Origin of the sequence: Thermanaerosceptrum fracticalcis (assembly GCF_000746025.2) — a bacterium.
Lineage (GTDB): Bacteria > Bacillota > Peptococcia > DRI-13 > DRI-13 > Thermanaerosceptrum > Thermanaerosceptrum fracticalcis.
Genome location: NZ_CP045798.1, coordinates 1358912 through 1379987, shown reverse-complemented (window position 1 = coordinate 1379987; position 21076 = coordinate 1358912). Strand labels below are relative to the sequence as shown.

20 protein-coding genes are annotated in these 21076 nt (G+C 48.0%); all 20 read left to right on the top strand.

The window, feature by feature from the left end; all coding sequences use genetic code 11:
• The first annotated feature begins 71 nt into the window (after positions 1-71).
• The 20 genes from BR63_RS07280 (at position 72) to BR63_RS07185 (ending at position 20888) form a co-directional block, all read left to right on the top strand.
• Positions 72-1223 (top strand): YibE/F family protein, encoded by a 1152-nt coding sequence (locus BR63_RS07280; RefSeq protein ID WP_034422270.1) that lies wholly within the window; start codon positions 72-74, stop codon positions 1221-1223.
• A 199-nt stretch (positions 1224-1422) separates the two neighbouring features.
• A complete protein-coding gene (mgtE, locus tag BR63_RS07275) occupies positions 1423-2790 on the top strand; it encodes a magnesium transporter (protein WP_034422273.1) in 1368 nt (455 codons plus the stop codon).
• A gap of 15 nt (positions 2791-2805) precedes the next feature.
• The gene (deoC, locus tag BR63_RS07270; protein ID WP_034422274.1) at positions 2806-3483 is read left to right on the top strand and encodes a deoxyribose-phosphate aldolase; all 678 of its coding nucleotides are present in this window, start codon (positions 2806-2808) and stop codon (positions 3481-3483) included.
• 21 nt (positions 3484-3504) lie between these two features.
• A complete protein-coding gene (locus BR63_RS07265) occupies positions 3505-4164 on the top strand; it encodes a LuxR C-terminal-related transcriptional regulator (protein ID WP_034422275.1) in 660 nt (219 codons plus the stop codon).
• 194 nt (positions 4165-4358) lie between these two features.
• Positions 4359-4580, top strand: a complete 222-nt coding sequence (locus tag BR63_RS07260; RefSeq protein ID WP_034422278.1) for a FeoA family protein — start codon at positions 4359-4361, stop codon at positions 4578-4580.
• Positions 4581-4593: 13 nt separating this feature from the next.
• Positions 4594-6567 (top strand): ferrous iron transport protein B, encoded by a 1974-nt coding sequence (gene feoB, locus BR63_RS07255; RefSeq protein ID WP_051965742.1) that lies wholly within the window; start codon positions 4594-4596, stop codon positions 6565-6567.
• Positions 6568-6569: 2 nt separating this feature from the next.
• Positions 6570-6707: a hypothetical protein gene (locus BR63_RS07250; RefSeq protein WP_153802081.1), complete on the top strand. Its 138-nt coding sequence runs from the start codon at positions 6570-6572 to the stop codon at positions 6705-6707.
• A 258-nt stretch (positions 6708-6965) separates the two neighbouring features.
• On the top strand, positions 6966-7097 hold the full coding sequence (locus BR63_RS07245; protein ID WP_081908150.1) for a YqzL family protein: 132 nt from the start codon (positions 6966-6968) through the stop codon (positions 7095-7097).
• Positions 7098-7101: 4 nt separating this feature from the next.
• Entirely contained in the window at positions 7102-7839 is a 738-nt protein-coding gene (gene recO / locus BR63_RS07240) for a DNA repair protein RecO (protein ID WP_051965743.1), read from the top strand.
• 61 nt (positions 7840-7900) lie between these two features.
• Complete coding sequence (locus BR63_RS07235; RefSeq protein WP_034422280.1) at positions 7901-8353, top strand: DUF4342 domain-containing protein; 453 nt, start codon at positions 7901-7903, stop codon at positions 8351-8353.
• A 486-nt stretch (positions 8354-8839) separates the two neighbouring features.
• Positions 8840-9757, top strand: a complete 918-nt coding sequence (gene glyQ, locus BR63_RS07230; protein ID WP_034422281.1) for a glycine--tRNA ligase subunit alpha — start codon at positions 8840-8842, stop codon at positions 9755-9757.
• 2 nt (positions 9758-9759) lie between these two features.
• The gene (gene glyS, locus BR63_RS07225) at positions 9760-11835 is read left to right on the top strand and encodes a glycine--tRNA ligase subunit beta (RefSeq protein WP_034422283.1); all 2076 of its coding nucleotides are present in this window, start codon (positions 9760-9762) and stop codon (positions 11833-11835) included.
• A gap of 213 nt (positions 11836-12048) precedes the next feature.
• Entirely contained in the window at positions 12049-12468 is a 420-nt protein-coding gene (locus BR63_RS07220) for a MaoC family dehydratase (protein ID WP_034422284.1), read from the top strand.
• Positions 12469-12620: 152 nt separating this feature from the next.
• Positions 12621-13832 carry a threonine ammonia-lyase gene (ilvA, locus tag BR63_RS07215; protein ID WP_034422286.1) on the top strand — a complete coding sequence of 404 codons (1212 nt, stop codon included), beginning with the start codon at positions 12621-12623 and terminating at the stop codon, positions 13830-13832.
• A 12-nt stretch (positions 13833-13844) separates the two neighbouring features.
• On the top strand, positions 13845-14516 hold the full coding sequence (sdaAB, locus tag BR63_RS07210; protein ID WP_207724773.1) for an L-serine ammonia-lyase, iron-sulfur-dependent subunit beta: 672 nt from the start codon (positions 13845-13847) through the stop codon (positions 14514-14516).
• Between the two features lie 9 nt (positions 14517-14525).
• The gene (gene sdaAA, locus BR63_RS07205; protein ID WP_034422288.1) at positions 14526-15401 is read left to right on the top strand and encodes an L-serine ammonia-lyase, iron-sulfur-dependent, subunit alpha; all 876 of its coding nucleotides are present in this window, start codon (positions 14526-14528) and stop codon (positions 15399-15401) included.
• Positions 15402-15582: 181 nt separating this feature from the next.
• On the top strand, positions 15583-16242 hold the full coding sequence (gene ccpN, locus BR63_RS07200) for a transcriptional regulator CcpN (protein WP_276568980.1): 660 nt from the start codon (positions 15583-15585) through the stop codon (positions 16240-16242).
• The gene (locus BR63_RS07195) at positions 16200-17057 is read left to right on the top strand and encodes a pyruvate, water dikinase regulatory protein (RefSeq protein WP_051965745.1); all 858 of its coding nucleotides are present in this window, start codon (positions 16200-16202) and stop codon (positions 17055-17057) included. Before ccpN ends, BR63_RS07195 begins: the two co-directional genes overlap by 43 nt.
• The gene (gene ppdK / locus BR63_RS07190; RefSeq protein WP_034422291.1) at positions 17047-19692 is read left to right on the top strand and encodes a pyruvate, phosphate dikinase; all 2646 of its coding nucleotides are present in this window, start codon (positions 17047-17049) and stop codon (positions 19690-19692) included. The genes BR63_RS07195 and ppdK overlap by 11 nt, the downstream gene beginning before the upstream one ends.
• Before the next feature lie 152 nt (positions 19693-19844).
• A complete protein-coding gene (locus tag BR63_RS07185) occupies positions 19845-20888 on the top strand; it encodes a deoxyguanosinetriphosphate triphosphohydrolase (RefSeq protein ID WP_034422292.1) in 1044 nt (347 codons plus the stop codon).
• The last annotated feature ends 188 nt before the right edge of the window (positions 20889-21076 follow it).

The following is a 21076-nucleotide window of genomic DNA, read 5'->3' as shown; positions in this document are numbered from 1 at the left end:
CTTGCCAAAGACAAATCCTGTCCATCCGGGATATAATGAGAAAAAGAAACTAAGCAAACTAGGGGTGGACTATGCAGCGTTTTTGGGCTTTCCTCATCTCTCTTGTCATCATTTGTGCAGGTTATTTTTACAGTAGTACCCTGCAATATGAAAAGCAGGATAACCCTGAAGTCCTGACCAAAGGGGTTGTCCTGGACGTTAAAGAAATGGCTCCCGCCGGGGGAGAAAAGAACAATCCGGCCTTACTTGAGAAACAGTGGGCTGTGCGCCTCAAAATCACGGAAGGTTTTTATAAAGGCAGGCTTATTGACACCGTTCATTATCAGGATAGTAATCCTGCCTATGACTTTATGGTTAAACCCGGGGATAAGGTTGTGGTAAGCCTGGATGTAGAGGATTTTGTCCTTAAAGAAGCCTATATCTCCAGCCTGGCCCGCGATCATTATCTGGGGTTACTGGCACTCATCTTTTCCGGTTCCATTCTGGCTATTGGGCTCAGGCAAGGATTTAAGACCCTTCTCTCTTTAATCATTACGTGTCTGGCCGTTTTTAAGATTTTACTCCCAGCCATTCTGGCGGGGAAAAACCCTATTACGGTTAGCATCTTGATCTGTACCGGAGTCACCATTATTACCCACATGTTGATTACCGGTTTCAGCAAAAAGTCCCTGGCCGCCATCACCGGGACGGTGATAGGACTGGTCCTGGGAGGGGGCCTGGCCAAATACGTTATCGTTCTCACCAGGGTCAACGGCCTTAATTCCGAAGAGAGTCAAATGCTTTACTATAGTTTTACCCGGGGGACCCTGGATGTGACCGGTTTATTGTTTGCGGGTATTATTATCGGTGCCCTGGGAGCAGTCATGGACGTGGCCATGTCTATTGCTTCCAGCATCAGCGAAATGAATGAGCTTAACCCGGAACTCACCTTCCGTCACCTCTTCCAAAGCGGTCTGAACGTGGGTAAGGATATTATCGGGACCATGGCCAACACCCTTATCCTGGCCTATACAGGAAGTTCCCTGCCCCTGATGCTTTTATTAATGGCCAACAACGTGCCGTATTTAAAATTTATCAACCTGGACATGATCGCCGTGGAAATCATCCGGGCTTTAGCGGGGAGTATCGGTTTGTTTCTGGCCGTTCCCTTTACGGCCTTAACCAGTGCGTTTCTGTACAAAAAAAAGATGGGCAAGATGGAGCGTACCTTTCTTGACACGTAGGATTAAACTTGATAGAGTAGATTTGATGGTAAGCCTTTCTTCTCCGGAAAGGCTTACCCTGTTTTAGTAAACAATAGTGGAGGTGGGTTTTAGTGGATTCGTACCCCCCTAGCAGGCCAAACTTAAAATAAATAGGGGAGCAGAATCACTGAAGATCCCGTCTTTTGTGCTGCTCCCCTAGGAGAAAGGAGGATGCAGCATGGTTAAAGATAAGAAATTACTTCTTGAGGAATTGGAAGCATATATCGCCCATCTTGACGCAGAAAAAGCCAAAACCTTTCTTAATGACTTGCAGCCTGTAGATATTGCGGAAATCATCGAAGAACTGGAGCTTAAAGAACAGCAGTGGATCTTATCCTTGCTGGACAGCGAGACGGCGGCCCTGGTCCTTAATGAGCTTGATCCTGAGTTAGGAGGAGAGCTTTTAGGTCACTTAAATGAGGAGCGGGCCGGTGAGATCCTGGAAGAGATGTCTTTTGACGATGCCGCCGACCTTTTGAGTGAATTGTCGGATCAGGAGCAGAACAAGTACCTGGAGCTCCTGGAGTCGGAGGACCAGCAGGACGTCCGGGAACTCATGACCTACCGCGAAGACACGGCCGGGGGCCTGATGACCACCGAATATGTGGCTGTACGGGAGGATATTACGGCAGCCAGGGCTATTGAGGTTCTGCGGGAGATAGCACCTGATGCCGAAACAGTATATTATGTCTACGTGATAAATTTGAAAAACCAGCTGGTTGGGGTTATCTCCTTAAGGGAGTTAATCATCGCCAACCCTGATTCCCTCATTCGCGATATCATGCGCAGGAAAGTCGTCAGTGTCCCTGTAGATATGGACCAGGAAGAAGTTGCCCGTATTGTTACCAAATATAATTTTCTCGCCGTACCTGTTATTGACCATGACAATTCTCTCCTGGGGATTATTACGGTAGACGACGTCATCGACGTTATTCATGAGGAAGCTGCGGAAGACTTGTACCGTTTGGCCGGTGCCGCCGGTGAAGAAGAAGAGGAGGAGGAAGAGTTTTTTCAGAGGATTTTTGCCTCTCTGAAGGCTCGGCTCCCCTGGCTTTTTATCACCATGTTGGGTGGTTTGGTCTCGGGCCGGGTTTTAAGCGGTTTTTCCGAACAGATTGATGCCGTAGTAGCCCTGGCCTTTTTTATCCCGCTTCTTACAGGCATGGGTGGCAACGTGGGCACCCAGTCTTCGACCGTAACCGTACGGGGTATTGCTACGGGACAGATTAAAGAAGACCAGATTTTTACCGTTGTTTTAAGAGAGTCCCTGGTAGGGGCGGCCATAGGGTCTATTTTGGGCCTTATCGTAGGTGTTATTGCCTCTGTCTGGCAGCAGAAACCCATGCTCGGTATTGTAGTGGGACTGGCCATGTTAGGCAATATGCTGACAGCGGCGACGATGGGTACGCTGGTGCCTCTCATCTTCCGCAGGATTGGTATTGACCCGGCGGTAGCTTCGGCGCCTTTCATCTCTACTGCCATTGATATTACCGGCCTGTTAATTTATTCAACCCTGGCTACCTTACTGATTGCTTATCTTTTATAGGAAAGGGAGGGTTATATGTTATCATTGCGTGAAGTAGCCCAAAGCATTGACCACACTTTGCTGAGGTCCGATTCTACTGAAAAACAGGTTTTACAGCTTTGTCAGGAGGCCAGGGATTTTGGCTTTAAAGCCGTCTGTGTCTTGCCCTGTTATGTAACTTTGGCCGTTAAATCTTTAAAAGAATCAGGTATTACCGTAGCCACCGTGATAGGATTTCCTCTAGGGGCCCACCTCCCGGAGGTAAAAGCTTATGAGGCTAAACTTGCTTTTAGCCAGGGAGCGGACGAAGTGGATATGGTCATCAACATCGGTGCTTTAAAAGAAAAGAAGATGTCCTACGTTTATGACGATATTAGTGCCGTTGTCAGTGAGGCCCGGGCTTATCCGGGTAAAGTGGTAAAGGTCATTATCGAGACGGCCTTGTTAAGCCGGGAAGAAAAGCTCCTGGCCTGTCAAGCTGCCGTAGAGGCAGGAGCAGATTTCGTTAAGACCTCTACCGGTTTTGGTGGCGGGGGAGCTACTGTGGAAGATGTCCAGCTGATGGCGGAGGCTGTCCGGGGTAAGGCAAAAGTCAAAGCCTCAGGGGGGATTAGGACCTGGGAACAGGCTCAAGCGCTCATGAATGCAGGGGCCCAGCGCCTGGGAACCAGCAGCGGCCCGGCCATTCTCCAGTCACAGCTGACCAAACAGTAAATAAACGCGTGGAGGTACAAGGTGGAGCAAAACCAGGCAAAACTCAGGCTCTTAATAGTAGAACCTGAGTTTCTTGTACGCAAAGGAATCAGCAGTATTTTAGATAGTATTCCGGAATTCCGGGTAGCCGGTGAAGCCGCTACGGCCAAAGAGGCCCTGGAGCTCTTTAAAAAATATGAATTTGACTGTGTGCTTACAGAATTATGGCAGGAAAACCCGGATAAATCCCTTTTAGCAAAGCTTAGGGAGCACAATATCAATGTTCCTGTGGTGGTTTTAACGGCTTCACGGGCGGTCCAGTCCCTTTTTGATGCCATGCGCTTAGGGGCCCAGGGGTATCTCCTTAAAACCCTTTCCCCGGAGGTCTGGAAACAGGTGATATTGAGTGCTGTAAACAAAGACAGGCCTTTTGCAACAAAAGTAGCATGTGACATCTTAAGAGAATTAGCCCCTCAACTGGAGGAGAGGGATAAAGCTCCTGAGGAAGAGGTGGCATCTGTTACAGCCCGGGAAAAAGAGATCCTCATTTTACTGGCCCAGGGTCTCAGTAATAAGGAAATAGGGGATAAACTGGGTATCTCTCCTAATACGGTCAAAAATCATCTCCAGAGGCTGCAAAATAAATTAGGTGTTGAGAACAGAACCCAAATGATGTCGTATGCCATAAAAAAATATTTATAGAAATAGCGAAAAATTTTCTTGTCCCTATTAGTATAAACCTACTAATAATCCCGGATTAGTTAGTCTTTTGCGACTAATTAATCCGGTTTTTTTCTTATTGATTAGTACATTTAAACTCTAGTTAAATTTTCCTTCGTGTAGTAAAATATGAGTAGGATGAATGAAAATAATTCTCAATTAAGGGGAGATGACATATGAAACTATCACAGGTAAAAAAAGGGCAGGTAGTGAAAATTGCCCGTATTCCTAATGAACAGGTACGTTCTCAAGCCATTCGCTTCGGCATCGGTGAGGGAAGTGTTGTCATATGTGAAGAAATTATACCGGCAGGTCCGGTTATTTTGAGGAAAAACCGGCAGGAAATTGCCGTAGGAAGGGGCCTGGCGGAGGAAATCACCATTCAGGCCGTAAGTTAAGGAGGGAAAGAATTTGGCTCACTGTCACGAACTGGGTTTAAAGATTGACATACCCGAAAATGGTAGAAAAATAGTCTTAGCCGGTAATCCCAATGTGGGTAAATCCGTATTCTTTAATGCCCTGACCGGCCTGTATGTGGATGTCTCCAATTATCCTGGTACGACCCTGGAGATTTCCCATGGGAGATACGGGAAAGATGCGGTGATTGATACGCCGGGTGTTTACGGTATTTCTTCTTTTAATGATGAAGAGCGGATTGCCCGTGATGTGATCCTGGCCGCTGATGTGGTTGTCAACGTGGTGGATGCGGTGCACCTGGAAAGGGATTTGTTCCTCACCCAGCAGATTATTGATACGGGAGTTCCTGTGGTAATGGCTCTTAACATGGTGGATGAGGCTGCCCGCCAGGGGATGGAAATTGATGTGAAGCTTTTGAGTGAGCTTCTGGGAATTCCCGTGGTTCCCACCATTGCCGTACAGAAAGAGGGGCTGGAAGAGCTGAAAAAGGCCATCGACCGGGCAAAACCGGGGAATATCTCTCCGGAACTGCAAAGTCGCCTAACCCGGATGGCCACCCGGGTAGCCAGCCAGGGAGAAGCCCTGCTCATTTTAGAAGGGGACCCTGTAGTGGCGGAAAGGCATGGCTTAAAGCCAGGCCCTCACCGGGAAGAAATCTACCTGGCTCGCCGGGAAAGGGTTAACTACATTGTGAGTAAGGTGATCCGGGAAATCTCCCATGGTGCTACTTTCAGTACCAGACTGGGACGCTGGATGTTAAGACCGGTCACGGGTGTACCTATCCTGGCCGTTACCTTATATCTCATGTACAAGATTATTGGTGTCTTCGTTGCCGGAGATGTGGTTGGTTTTACCGAGGAAACATTAATGCAGGGCTATTACGAACCGGCTATACGGGGGCTTGTTACGAAATTCATGGCAGAAGATTCTACTCTGGGGCAAATCTTAATCGGCGAGTTTGGCCTCCTAACCATGACCGTAACTTATGTTTTAGGACTCCTTTTACCGCTGGTGGTAGGATTTTATTTAATCCTTTCCACTTTGGAGGACTCCGGTTATTTGCCACGTATTGCCGCCCTGGTAGATAGAGTTTTAACAGCGGTAGGCTTAAATGGTCGGGCCGTCATACCCATGATTTTGGGTTTTGGTTGTGTGACACTGGCGACCATCGTTACACGGCTTTTGGGTTCCGAACGGGAGAGACGTATCGCTATTTTCCTATTGGCCCTGGCTATTCCCTGTTCCGCCCAATTGGGTGTCATTGCCGGGATGCTGGCTGGTCTGGGCGCTCCTTATATAGCCCTTTATGTTCTAGTGATCTTTACGGTACTGGTTATCGTAGGGACTCTACTAAACTATGTGCTGCCCGGTAAATCCTCTGATCTTTTAATTGACTTGCCTCCTCTAAGACTGCCCAGGATTAATAACGTGTTGAAAAAGACAGGTACAAAATCGTTCCAGTTCCTGCAGGAAGCTACGCCTATCTTTGCCCTGGGTGCCCTTTTAATCAGCACACTTCAGGTCACAGGCATCCTGGAAATACTCCAGAACCTGCTGGCACCTCTTACCGTAGGTTGGTTGAATCTCCCCAAAGAATCGGCAACGGCCTTTATCATGGGTATTGTGAGGAGAGACTTTGGGGCCGCCGGATTGACAGAATTGTCCCTGGATCCCATGCAGACACTGGTAGCTTTAATCACCATCACTTTATTCGTTCCCTGTATTGCGGCGATGCTGGTACTGTTTAAAGAAAGAGGCAAACAAGAAGCTCCTTTCATCTGGATAGGAAGCTGGATCGTAGCCTTCCTGGTAGGCGGTACTGTAGCGCAGCTTGCTAAGACTTATCCCAACCATGCCGTGACCGCTGTTGCCCTTTCCTTTACAATACTTACAGCCTTAACAGTTTTTGTGATCAAAAACTTAAAGACACGTCTGGCCCTCAAAGCAAATATGGCGAAGGAGGGTTAAACATGAAGTGCCCGCGCTGTGGCTATGAGGTTAAAACGGGAGAACTCCGCTGTCCCCGCTGTATGCAAAACCTTTTAGCCTGTGGCGGCTGCAGTGGAAACTGTTCCGCCTGTCTGACAAAAAAAGAAGAAAGGAAGTAAAAATTACAAGAAGGCTGCGAAGCCTTCTTTCTTGTCTTACTATTTCTGAGGTCGGCTGTCGGCTATCGGATATCGGAAGTCGAAGCGGTGCGGCTGCGATTTTCATCAGTAGGCTTGCTTTTGTTTTTGCACAATCGCTATAATAGGAATTGGAATAAGGTACAACTGCTGGCAGAAAAAAACCAGTATATCATGACTGATGAGGGCTCAAGCTAAGTAAGCAGCAAAATCATCTTGCCAGAAAGGATATCAAAAACTATGCGTACATCAAAGATTTTCTGGGAGTTTTTCAGCAGTACAGGTAACATCGGTGCCTATCTGATTTACAAAGAAATTACAAAAAATCAGGGAGCAGAGTACGGGTATAAAAAGATAAAGAGGGCTGAATAAGGGGATGAGTTTATACAAAACACAGGCCCTGGTCCTGCGCAGCAAGGAATATGCCGAGGCTGACTGTCTCCTTACCCTTTTAACCAGAAAAAAAGGAAAGGTGAGAGCCATTGCCAAAGGGGTCAGAAAACCAACCAGCCGTTTACGCGGCGGAGTACAACTTTTTACCCTTAATGAAATGTTGCTTTATGAGGGTAAAAGCTTGGATATTGTGACGCAGAGCCAGTGCTTGGAAGGATTTACATTCCTTCAAGAGAGTATAGGCAGTATGACTGCTGCCAGTTATTGGGCAGAACTTCTGGATTCACTGACGCCCGAGGGGGAAGTGGATTCCGAAGTTTTTAATTTAGCCCTGGCGGGCTTCCATATTATCTGTCTGGAGGCCAGGGAGTTAATTATCCACGGCCTGGAAATCAAGCTTTTATCTTTACTGGGCTATAATCCTTTAATGGATACTTGCGTTTCCTGTGGGGAGCCTCTCAGGATTCAGGAGAAAATAGCTTTTTCCACGGATTTGGGCGGAGTGTTGTGCTCTTCCTGTATCCAAAAGGATAGCCTTTATTTTACCCGGGAGGTTATGCAGGTTTGGCAGCAGATGCTGCGCATGGATTTGGGTAAATTAAACCGTATCAAAATTTCCGGGCAGGGGATGACCATCCTGGACCGGGTCATCGAAGATTTCCTCTATACACAGTTAGGACATCCCCTTAAATCCAGGCCTATTTTAAAAATGATGCTTTAGGAAAAAGACACGTATGTGCTTATGTTCTCTTGGATACAAATATAAATGGAGGTGTTAAACAATGGATGAACTTGAAAAAATTGATCTTCTGCGGGAGAGGCTTGGTGTAAGTTACAGGGAAGCCAAAGAAGCTCTGGACCAAGCCCAGGGTGATGTGGTACAGGCCTTAATCAATTTGGAAAACCGCCGTGAAAGCTGGGACGATAAGCTTGAAGACAAGGGCAAACAGATTGTTGATTACATAAAGGACATCATCAAAAAAGGCAATGTGACCAAAGTCCGCCTGAAGAAAGGTGATAAGGTAATTTTCGAAATACCCGCCACTGTGGGAGCATTGGGCGTGGGGGGCGCCTTATTCAGTACGCCTCTGGCCATTATCGGTGTTGTGGGTACGGTGGCGGCACTCATTAAAAACTACAGCCTGGAAATCGTACGTCCCGATGGTAAAGTAGAAAAGCACGATCTCAAGTTTTTAGAAGAGAGTTACGAGAAAAAAGACAAGGACAAATTCTAGGAGTAAGCAACTACCAACTACCAACTATCAACTAACAACTACGTTACTGCTTGACAAACAACCTTTCCTCTGGTAAATTATCACTGATATTAAGTGAATAAGGCTGTGAAGGGGAAGAAAGCTGTGGAACCGGCAACAAAGCGAGTCAGGGAGAGTGGAAGCCTGGCCAAGGTCATAGTGTATGGCACCCCGGAGCCGGGAAAAAAATCAAGGGGACCTCCGCCAGGAGGTCAAGCAGGGTGGAACCGCGGGAATAACCTCTCGTCCCTGCAGCAGAAATGCTGCGAGGATGGGAGGATTTTTTATTTACGACTTCCGCCTTCCGATGTCCGATATCCGATTTCTAACTAACTTAATCGCTGCCCGCCACCCGCTACCAGCTACCCGAAAATATACTGCTAATTCGGGTATCGGGAATCGGGAAACGGGGAGCGTCAGTCACTACCAACTAACAACTACCAACTAAAGGAAGGATGTGCCAAAGAGATGAACTTTCAGGAAATTATTTTAGCCTTGAATAAGTTCTGGGGTGAAAAGGGCTGTATTATCCAGCAGCCCTATGATTTGGAAAAGGGAGCAGGTACCATGAATCCCGCTACTTTTCTCCGAGCCCTGGGTCCTGAACCCTGGAATGTGGCTTATGTGGAACCGTCCCGCCGTCCTACGGACGGACGCTACGGGGAAAACCCCAACCGTTTACAGCATTATTACCAGTACCAGGTGATTTTAAAGCCCTCTCCCGATGATGTCCTGGAACTCTACCTGGAGAGCCTGCGTTCCATCGGAATTATTCCCGAACAGCATGATATTCGTTTTGTGGAGGACAACTGGGAATCTCCTACCCTGGGCGCCTGGGGGTTAGGCTGGGAGGTCTGGTTGGACGGCATGGAGGTTACCCAGTTCACTTACTTTCAGCAGTGCGGCGGTATCGACTGTAAGCCTGTTTCCGCGGAAATCACCTACGGTATCGAACGTCTGGCCATGTTCATCCAGGAAAAAGAGAGTGTCTTTGACATTGAATGGGTGAATGGTATTACTTACGGTGATGTGCATCACCAGGGAGAAGTTGATTATTCCCACTACAATTTTGAAGTTGCAGATGTGGCCATGCTGTTTAATCTTTTTGAGGCCTATGAAAAAGAAGCATTGAGGGTTATTGAAAAAGGCCTGGTACAGCCAGCCTATGACTATGTCTTAAAATGCTCCCATACCTTCAACCTTTTAGATGCCAGGGGAGCCATCAGTGTCACAGAACGTACAGGATTCATCGCCCGGGTGAGAAATATGGCTCGTATTTGTGCCCAGGCCTATGTGAAACAGCGGGAATCTCTGGGTTATCCCCTGCTGAAAAACGCCATGGAGAGAGCGCGGCTTGGTCTTACCCCACCGGAGAAGGAGGCATAAGAATGGCTAATTACTTATTAGAGATCGGCACTGAGGAAATTCCGGCAAAATTTATGCCCGGAACTTTAAATCAGTTACGGGAAAATGCGGAGAAGAAATTAGAGGAATGTCGCCTCAAATATGAAAAGATCAGGGTTATGGGTACACCCCGGCGCCTGACCCTGATTATTGAAGGACTGGCGGAAAAAGAAGAAGACCTTAAGGAAGAAGTTAGGGGGCCGGCCAAGAAAGCAGCTATTGACCCTGAAGGCAAATTTACCAAGGCGGCCGAAGGGTTTGCCCGTGCCCAGGGTGTTCCGGTAGAAAGCTTAATTATTAAGGAAACAGGAAACGGGGAGTATCTCTTTGCTTTGCGTGAGGTTAAAGGGAAGCCTACGGCCCAAGTTTTACCGGAGATTGTCCCGCAGTTGATTACTTCTCTCAATTTCCCCAAGCCTATGCGCTGGGGCAATAAGGAAATGCGTTTTGCCCGTCCCATCCGCTGGCTGGTCTCACTTTTAGATGAGCAAATAATTCCCTTTGAATTAGAGGGACTTAAGGCCAACAGGATGACTAAAGGCCACCGCTTCCTGGGACAGCCTGAATTCGCTATTAAGAATCCTGGCACGTATGTGGAACAATTAAAGGAAAATTTTGTACTGGTGGATCAGGATGTGAGAAGAGCAGAATGCTGGCGGCAGATCCAGGAACTGGCCCAAACAGTAGAAGGGGTCGTTACGGAAGACGAGGAACTGCTGGAGGAAGTCACTTACCTTTTGGAGTGGCCTACAGCTTTAATGGGAAATTTTGCAGAAAGCTACCTGGCTATTCCTGAGGAAGTCGTGATCACGCCCATGCGTGAACATCAACGCTACTTCCCCGTCCGGGACAAAGAAGGGAAACTTTTAAACCGCTTTATCACGGTACGTAATGGTAATGCAGAATACCTGGATATTGTACGGGCCGGAAACGAAAAGGTCCTGAAAGCACGCCTGGCCGATGCCCGCTTTTTCTGGGAAGAGGACCAGAAAATCAAACTGGAGGAGTACCTCCCCCGCCTGGAGAAAATCGTCTTTCAGGAGAGCCTGGGAACAGTGGCCCAAAAGATCACCAGGATTAAGAAAAATGTCGAGAAGCTGGCCCAGGTGTTACAACTGGGTGACAATATCCAGGCCAATGCCTTAAGAGCTGCCGAACTGGCCAAGGCGGATTTGGTCACCAACATGGTTTATGAATTTCCTGAATTGCAGGGGATCATGGGTCGTTATTACGCCCTGCTTTCCGGGGAACTGCCCCAGGTGGCTCAGGCTATCCTGGAACACTACCAGCCCCGTTTTGCAGGTGACGCCATCCCGGCCAGCGCTGAAGGGGCCCTGGTCAGTATCGCCGACAAGATGGACACTATTGCCGGCTGTTTTGCCATTGGCATCGAGCCTACAGGCTCCCAGGACCCCTACGCTTTGAGACGGCAGGCTATGGGCATCTGCCTGATTCTTTTGGGGCATAAATACGAGGCGGCCCTGGATCAGCTTATTGCTGCAGCCCTGGCTAATTATAAAAATGTTTTACCTGCGGAGAAATTAGGCGAGGCCACACAGAAAAAAATCAAGGAATTCTTCCAGCCCCGGATTAAAAACATTCTCAGTGATGAGGGGCATCGTTACGACGTCATTGACGCTGTGCTGGGCATCGATTACAATTATGTGACCGTAACAGCGGCCCGGGCCCAGGCTCTCACGGAAATGAAGGGCAATGCTGAATTCCAGGCCTTGTTGACTTCCTTCACCAGGGCCTACAACCTGGCCAAAAAAGTTGACCGGGCGGAGATTACCCCTGAATACCTGACCGAAGATGCTGAAAAAGCCTTATACGGGGCCTTAAAGGAAGGGGAAAGCAAGGTAAAGGTTTTGGCAGAGGAAAAGAATTATGTTGAGATTATCAAGGAGCTTTCCCGGCTGGCCCAGCCCATCAACAGGTTCTTTACAGAGCTGATGGTGATGGTGGAGGACGAAAAAGTACGCGAAAACCGCCTGGGGTTATTATTGCGGATTGTGGAGCTTACCCGGATCGTGGGTGATTTAAGTAAGATAGTGATTTAGAATAAGGCAGGCTAAAAAGCCTGTCTTTATATTTGTACCGTTATGTATAATCTCATACACTTAAAAGTATCTCTATATTCGGGAGTCGGCCGCATAGTGGTATTGTTTCATTGAGCGAGACGTTTGGCCTGTCACATTGACAGGGAAGAAAATGCCAAAGTAGTATTAAGAAAGAGGAGATTGCCCTAACAATAGAAACGGGAGGAGTAGAACATGTATAAACAAAGAACATTTAGTGAATTAAAAATTGGGATGAAGGAAAGCATGACAAAAAAAATCACCAAAGAATTAATTGGAAAATTTGCGGAAATTACGGACGATTATAATCCCGTCCATGTTGACGAGGAATACGCTAAGGATACCATGTTTGGCAAAAATATCGCCCACGGTATGCTTAGCGCCGGGTTAATTTCCGCTGTTTTAGGAACCAAACTGCCTGGACCCGGTAATCTGTATATGTCCCAGGAATTAAAATTTAGAGCTCCTGTTTTTATCGATGATGTTATTACAGCCTGGGCAGAAATCATAGAACTTAATGAAGAAAAGCACCGGGTGAAGTTAGCCACCTGGTGTGAAAACCAGGACGGGAAAATTGTCATAGAAGGAACGGGTATGGTTTATTTTGATAAGTAAGTGCTGGGAAGGCCTTATCGTGAAGATAAGGCTTTTTCTATCCTGAAAAAAATGCATTTCTAAAAACCAGTTGATTAATACTAAGGGTAATTTGACAAATAGACGGCCGGAAATTACGATGTTAGGTAGATAACGGTAGAGGGGGAAGGAATGTGATAGACCTCAAGGATATAATTGAGGCCAGGGATAATCTTAAAGGCATCACGCATCTGACGAACCTGGATTTATCCACTACCTTCAGCAACATGGCAGGGGCAAAAGTCTATTTAAAAACAGAAAACCTGCAAAAGACGGGCTCCTTTAAAATCCGCGGCGCCTATAACAAGGTGGCCCAGCTGTCAGAAAAAGAAGCCCAGAGGGGAGTAATTGCGGCCTCGGCCGGGAATCATGCCCAGGGTGTAGCCATGGCCGCGGCCAAGGCCGGTATCCCCTCGGTCATTGTCATGCCTGAAGGTGCTCCTCTCAGTAAAGTAATGGCTACCCGTGATTACGGAGCCCGGGTTGTCCTCCATGGCCAGGTTTATGATGATGCTTACCAGAAAGCGAAAGAAATCCAGAGAAGCACGGAGGCAACCTTTATCCATGCCTTTGATGATCCTCATGTGATTGCCGGCCAGGGCACCATCGGCCTGGAGATACTGGACCAGCTTCCGGAATTGGATATGGTCTTTGTACCCATCGGGGGCGGAGGATTAGCCAGCGGTGTGGCCCTTGCCATTAAGTCCCGGAAACCTCAGGTAAAAGTGATCGGTGTAGAGGCGGAAGGCGCTGCCTGTATGAAAGCATCCCGGGAGGCCGGGAAAATTTGCAACCTGACCTCAGCCAGTACCATTGCCGATGGCATTGCCGTCAAATGTCCCGGTAATCTTACCTTTGACCTCATTCAACAATATGTAGACGATATTGTTACCGTAGACGACGAAGAAATTGCCAGCACCATTTTACTCCTCCTGGAAAGAGCGAAACTTGTGGTGGAAGGTGCCGGTGCTGTAGCCCTGGCTTCGGTTTTATATCATAAATACCCTGTGGCCGGCAAAAATGTGGCGGTTGTGGTCAGCGGAGGTAATATTGATGTGAACTTTATTTCCCGGATTATTGAAAAAGGTTTGGTGAAAGCAGGGCGCCATATCCGCCTGTCTACAGCCATGATTGATAAGCCAGGCTCCCTCCAGGCCTTCCTGCACGTCATTGCTCAAGAACGGGGTAATGTCATTTCCATTAATCATGACCGGACCCGGACCCGCCTCCCTCTGGATCAGGCCATCGTGGAGGCAGTCATTGAGACCCAGAGCAAAGAGCATGGGGAAAGGATTGTCCAGGCCCTGGAACACAGGGGTTTTAAAGTAGAATTGGTAAGTTTGTAAGGAGAGATAAAGATGGCTAAATACATGAGTTGTTTTGATATTATTGGTCCCATCATGGTAGGTCCCTCCAGTTCCCACACTGCCGGCGCTGTGAGGTTAGGTAAAATGGCCCGTTACCTGTTAGGGGAAAATCCCCGCAAAACGGACATTTTCCTTCACGGTTCTTTCCGGGAAACCTACCGGGGACATGGTACCGACCTGGCCCTGATTGCCGGTTTACTGGGCCTGGAGACAGATGACACCCGCATTAAAGAGTCTTTTCGACTGGCTAAGGAGGCCTCTTTAGATTTTTCTTTTCAACCTGCAGACCTGGGGGATGTTCATCCCAATACCGTACGTTTTCTTTTGGAAGGGGAGACGGGTTACCGCCTGGAAATGCAAGGGTCCTCCACGGGTGGGGGTAATATCGTGGTTACGGAAATCAACGGGTTTCCTGTGGAACTGTATGGTAATTTTGAAACTATCATCACTACCCACCGGGATGTGCCGGGTGTGATTGCCCAGGTGACCCAGGTCCTCTCCCGCCATGGCATTAATATAGCCTTCATGCGGGTAGCCCGTAAGAATAAAGGGAAAATGGCCAGCATGATGATTGAAACAGATCAGAGTATTCCCCAGGAAGTTTTAGAAGAAATTAAAGAGTTACCTTATATGTCCTCGGTTCGTTTAGTAGGGAAAGTGTAGGTGAAACATATGGAATGGAGTTCATTGGCTGAAATGGCTGCCTGCGCAGAGGAGCAGGGGATTTCCCTTGGTCGCCTGGTTTTTCTGGGAGAGGTCCAGGACACGGAAGGCCAAGAAAGATCAGTATATGAACGAATGAGCAAAAGCTGGCAGGTCATGAAGGAGGCCGTGCAGGAAGGGCTTAACAACCCCAGTAAATCCCGGGGCGGGATGATCGGGGGGGAAGGGCATAAATTAGCGGCTTACCTCAAGAAAGGCAGGTCTTTAAGCGGGGACGTATTGGACGCAGTGAGCAGAGCCTTGGCTGTGGCAGAATTAAATGCTGCCATGGGTAAGATTGTGGCGGCGCCCACGGCGGGTTCCTGCGGCATTATTCCGGGGGTATTGACCATGCTGCAGGAAAAACTAAACCTTTCCGATGAGGCTGTTATCTACGCTCTATTTGCGGCTTCGGGTATAGGACTCATCATTGCCCAGCGTGCCTCCCTTTCCGGTGCCCAGGGGGGCTGCCAGGCTGAATGCGGTTCGGCGGCAGCCATGGCTGCTGCAGCAGTCGTAGAACTGGCGGGTGGCACCCCTTTTCAGGTATTGGATGCCGTTGCCATCAGTATGAAAAATAACCTGGGCCTGGTCTGTGACCCTGTGGCAGGTCTGGTGGAAGTACCCTGTGCCAAACGAAATGCCCTGGGAGCCGCCAATGCCCTGGTAGCGGCTGATATGGCCCTGGCAGGTATAGTAAGTGTAATCCCGGCTGATGAGGTGATCGGGGCTATGGGAGAAATCGGCAGGACTATGCCCGAAGCATTAAGAGAGACGGCTCAGGGTGGGTTAGCCAGGACTCCTACCGGGTTAAAATTAGCGAAAAAATTTTTAAGTTTAGAGTAAACAGTAGCAAATAGGGGGCCCCCCTATTTTTTTACAATTTATACTTAATTTTTAGCTAAAAAATTATAACATAAGCAGGATTTTTGATTATGCCTATAGTATATCATTATAAGTGTAACATTGATAAATAGTATGACATAAATAAATATTGTGGCTGATAATTGAAAGAGAGGTGATAACCATTCAACTGACTGAGCGCCAGGAACTGATCATCAAGATAGTACAGGACCAGGGGCCCATCACGGGAGAGGAAATAGCCGATCTCATCGGGCTTACCAGAGCTACGCTGCGCCCTGACCTGGCTCTCCTCACCAAATCCGGCTTACTGGAAGCCCGGCCCAAGGTGGGCTATTATTATACGGGTAAGAGTCTTTCCTCCAAGCTCTCGGAGGAAATAAAGAAACTGAAGGTGAAAGATTTTAAGGCGATTCCGGCCGTAGTAAGTGATAAATCGTCTGTTTACGATGTGATTGTAGCCTTGTTCGTTCAGGACGTGGGCACTATTTACATCGTTAGTGAGGGTGGGATTTTAGAAGGCGTAGTCTCACGCAAGGATTTATTAAAGATAGCATTAGGTCAGGTGGATATTCATAAGATACCCATAACAGTAGTCATGACACGGATGCCCAACATTATCAGCACTACACCCGAAGAATCTCTGTTGGCGGCCGCGCAAAAACTCATCAACCACGAAATTGATTCCCTCCCTGTAGTACGTCCAGTCACGGTTGAGGGACGTGAAAGATTAGAGGTTATCGGCCGAGTTACGAAAACTACCATAACGAAAGCATTTGTCGAATTAGGTGCAGACAAATTAATTCAGAGGGGGGAAAGACCATAGCTATTCCAGTCGTCTATGTGATTTCAGATTCCATCGGTGAAACAGCCGAGTTTGTAGCCAAAGCCGCAGCCAGCCAGTTTAATTCCGGGGAAATTGAGATAAGAAGAATTCCTTACGTATCAGACGAGGAACATTTAGAACAGGTACTCTCGGAAGCCAGTGAATATAAGGCAGTGGTGGCTTATACTTTAGTGGTACCCGCTTTACGCCAGCGGCTAGCGGAAATTGCCCAGGAGAAGGGGCTAATTGTGGTCGATGTCATAGGTCCTATGCTAGAGGCCCTGGGAAAGGTTAGTAAGACTACACCACGGTTAGAACCGGGGTTATTGCATAAATTAGATGATGAATATTTCCGTAAAGTTGAGGCTATTGAGTTTGCCGTTAAATATGATGACGGTAAGGATCCCCGGGGCGTATTGTATGCCGACGTTGTGCTTATTGGCATATCCCGTACTTCCAAGACACCCTTATGCATGTACCTGGCCCATAAGCGGCTGAAAGCCGCAAACATTCCTCTTGTTCCTGAGGTAGCCCCCCCGGAGGAACTCTTTAAACTTCCACCGCGAAAAGTGATCGGGCTCACCATTAAACCGGAAATTCTTAACCCCATCCGCCAGGAACGCCTAAAAGCTTTAGGCCTGGCTTCCAATGCAGATTACGCCAGCATGGAACGAATTTTACATGAACTTGACTATGCGGAAAATATTATGAAAAAACTGGGCTGCCCTGTCATCGACGTATCCAATAAAGCCGTAGAAGAAACAGCCAGCAAAATTTTGCAAATCTATTACCGGGGTGATCGAAATGAAAAATAAGGTCTATGTCTATCTCTTTGAGGAAGGTAAAGCAGGCATGAAGTCACTGCTGGGGGGTAAAGGAGCAAACCTGGCCGAGATGACCAACATCGGTCTTCCTGTACCGCCCGGCCTGACCATTACTACGGAAGCATGTAACGAGTATTTCCGGAAGAACCGGGAATTTCCCGAGGGTATGGAGGAGCTTTTATGGCAAAAGCTGAAGGCCATAGAAGAAAAGACAGGAAAAATTTTCGGCGATCCTCAAAACCCCTTGCTTGTATCGGTACGGTCAGGAGCCGTTGTCTCCATGCCGGGTATGATGGATACCATTCTCAATTTGGGTCTCAACGATGAAACAGTGGAAGGATTGGCCCAGTCCACCCAGAACCGGCGTTTTGCCCTGGATTGCTATCGCCGTTTCATCCAGATGTTTTCCGATGTGGTCCTGGGCGTAGAACACTTCCAGTTTGAAACGGCTTTGGAGAAAAAGAAGCACGAGCTTGGCGTGGAGCAGGACCAGGATTTAACACCTGAAGCCCTGGCCCAATTAATTAAAGAATACAAGACCATCGTAAAACGGGCGGTGGGCCAGGAATTCCCCGGTGACCCCAAGACCCAGCTTTTAATGGCTGTCCGTGCCGTCTTTAATTCCTGGCATAATCCACGGGCTGAGGTTTACCGCCGCATCAACAAAATACCTGCCGATTTAGGCACGGCGGTCAATGTTCAATCTATGGTCTTTGGCAATATGGGTAATGATTCCGGTACGGGTGTGGCCTTTACCAGGAACCCCTCTAACGGTGAGAGGGTCCTCTATGGCGAATACTTGATTAATGCCCAGGGTGAGGATGTAGTGGCCGGTATCCGTACTCCCCAGCCCATTCAAAAATTAGAGGAAGACCTGCCCCAGGTTTATGAACAGTTTGTAAACATCTGCAGGCTTCTGGAAAACCATTACCGGGATATGCAGGATATTGAATTTACCATTGAGCGGGGTAAACTATATATGCTCCAGACCCGTAACGGTAAAAGAACGGCTCATGCCGCCATTAAGATTGCTGTGGATATGGTGGAAGAAGGCCTTATCACCAGGGAAGAAGCCATAAGCAGGATCGATCCCGCATCGTTAGATCAACTCCTGCACAGACGTATAGACACAAGCGCTAAATTAAATGTGATTGCCAAAGGGCTCCCCGCTTCCCCCGGGGCAGCGTCAGGCCAGGTGGTCTTTGATGCCGACAAAGCGGAAGCCCTGGGTAAAGAAGGGAAAAAGGTCATACTGGTACGTACGGAAACAACCCCCGATGATATTCACGGGATTGTCATGGCGCAGGGTATTCTCACCAGCCGCGGCGGCATGACCAGCCACGCGGCCGTTGTAGCCCGGGGTATGGGCAAATGCTGTGTCTGTGGCTGTGAAAGCCTGAAAATTGATTACGAAGGTAAAACAGCCCGTGTCGATGATATAGTCATTAAAGAACACGATATTATCTCCCTGGATGGCAGTACGGGCGCCGTTATGTTGGGTGAGGTTAAGCTCATAGACCCCGAGTTGAGCGGGGAATTTCAAAAACTCCTGACCTGGGCCGATGAGATACGCGTACTTGGGGTAAGAGCCAATGCCGATAATCCCCAGGATGCCGCCAAGGCCAGGGAATTTGGGGCTAAAGGCATCGGTCTCTGCCGTACGGAGCATATGTTTATGGCACCGGACCGGATTCCTATCGTCCAGGAAATGATTATGGCCGAAACTTACCCCGAAAGGGAAAAAGCTTTAGAAAAGCTCCTACCCATGCAGGAAGAGGACTTTTACGGGATACTCAAAGTAATGAGCGGCTATCCCGTCACCATCCGTCTCCTGGATCCTCCCCTCCATGAGTTCCTGCCTAATATAGAGGAACTGGTGGTAGAAATAACCCAGCTTAAAATGAACAACGGAGACCCGGAAGAGTTGTCTAAGTTGGAGAATATTTTACGAAAAGCGAGAACCCTCCACGAATTTAACCCCATGTTGGGTCACCGGGGCTGCCGTCTGGGTATTAGCTATCCCGAGATTTACCGGATGCAGGCCCGGGCCATTTTCCAGGCTGTTGTCCGCCTGACCCGGGAGGGCTTCAAGGTCATTCCCGAAGTGGAAATACCCCTGGTGATTGACAAGAACGAGCTGGCTATCTTACGCCGTGATGTGGAAGAGGTAGCCCAAGAAGTTATGAAAGAAACAGGGCTGAAGTTTGAATATACAGTAGGGACTATGATTGAACTGCCCAGGGCTTGTCTTACAGCGGGAGAAATTGCGGAAGTCGCTGACTTTTTTGCCTTCGGTACCAATGACTTAACGCAGACAACCCTTGGCTTCAGCCGTGATGACGCCGAAGGGAAGTTTATGAACCATTACCTGGAGAAAAAGATTCTTACCAGCAATCCCTTTATTGTCCTGGACCGGGAAGGTGTAGGAAAATTAATGGAGTTGGCCGTTAAAGGAGGCCGGGAGAAAAAGCCAGGATTCAAGGTGGGTATCTGCGGTGAGCACGGGGGGGAACCCAGTTCCATTGAATTCTGCCACCTGTTGAACCTGGATTATGTAAGCTGTTCTCCTTTCCGTGTGCCCATCGCCCGCCTGGCTGCAGCCCAGGCTAAAATCAAACATGGCTAGAAGTTAGGCCCCACTGTTAAGTGGGGCCTAACACATTTTTCTCCCATCCCGCTTTCCGGGGGATTTTGAGTTGTGGATGCTTTACTAAAAAGAAGGATTTTGGGGGACTTTAGTGTAATTAAGAAATAAGATTATTTTGTGGTGGAGGCTTTATGTCCATACGCGACGAAATAGAGCAGCTGGAAGAATTGACCCTTGCTTCCTACGCCATGCGCTCCCGTGACAGCCGCGGCCGGGTCATTGACGAAGAACCTGATCCTTTGCGTACCTGTTATATGAGGGACCGCGACCGTATTATTCATTCAAAATCCTTCCGGCGTTTAAAACATAAGACGCAAGTCTATATCTCTCCCGAGAATGACCATTATCGCACCCGTTTAACCCATACCCTGGAAGTGAATCAGATTTCTAAAACCGTGGGGGCTGCTCTCCGCTTAAACCTGGATCTGATCGAAGCCATTGCCATGGGTCATGATGTAGGGCATACTCCCTTTTCCCATACGGGGGAAGAGGTTCTTAATATGTTATTGCCGGGTGGTTTTCGCCATAATGAAAACAGTGTGCGGGTACTTACCCGGATTGAACAGGGTAAAAGAGGCTGCGGCCTCAATTTATCCAGGGAAGTACTGGATGGCGTATTACACCACAGCGGGTTTGCTACCAAAGAGCAGGTTCCCGCTACCCTGGAAGGTCAGGTTGTACGCTACGCAGATAAGATTGCTTATGTCCAGCATGATATTGACGACAGCATCAGGGCAGGTGTTTTAACGAAAGAAGATCTCCCCGGGGAATACCTGGAAATCCTGGGACACAGCCATGGTGAACGTATAGCTACCCTGGTTCTGGATTTGATCGAGCATAGCAGGAAAAAACTTGAGAAGGGAGAACTTAAGATAACGTTAGGGCCCAGGGTGGATAGGGCCTTACAGGGGCTCCGCAAGTTTATGTTTGAGCATGTTTATAAAGGACCGCTCTGCCGTTTGGAAAGAGAAAAAGCCATGTATGTGGTGGAGTTTGTTTTTAACTATTACCGGAAAAACCCGGAGAAAATGCCTGATTTTTACGTGCAGATTGCCCGGGAGGAGGGCGTAGACCGGGGAGTTGCCGACTACATTTCCGGTATGACTGATAACTACTGTGTTGCTGTGTTTAAGGACCTGATTTTACCCCGCTCCTTACTGAAGGCGAAATTTTAAAGGAATAATTTACAAGTAATGCAAGAATAATAGGTAAAAACAATTTAATACTATTTTTCTAATAAAAAAGAAGGAATTTCTTTGTGTTTCTCGAATAAATGACAATTGTTTTCATTCATTTCTAGGTTTCCTTTCAGTCTAAAACTTTGCGAAAAAGCAGGAAAAAATAATAGATATGGCGAAAACAA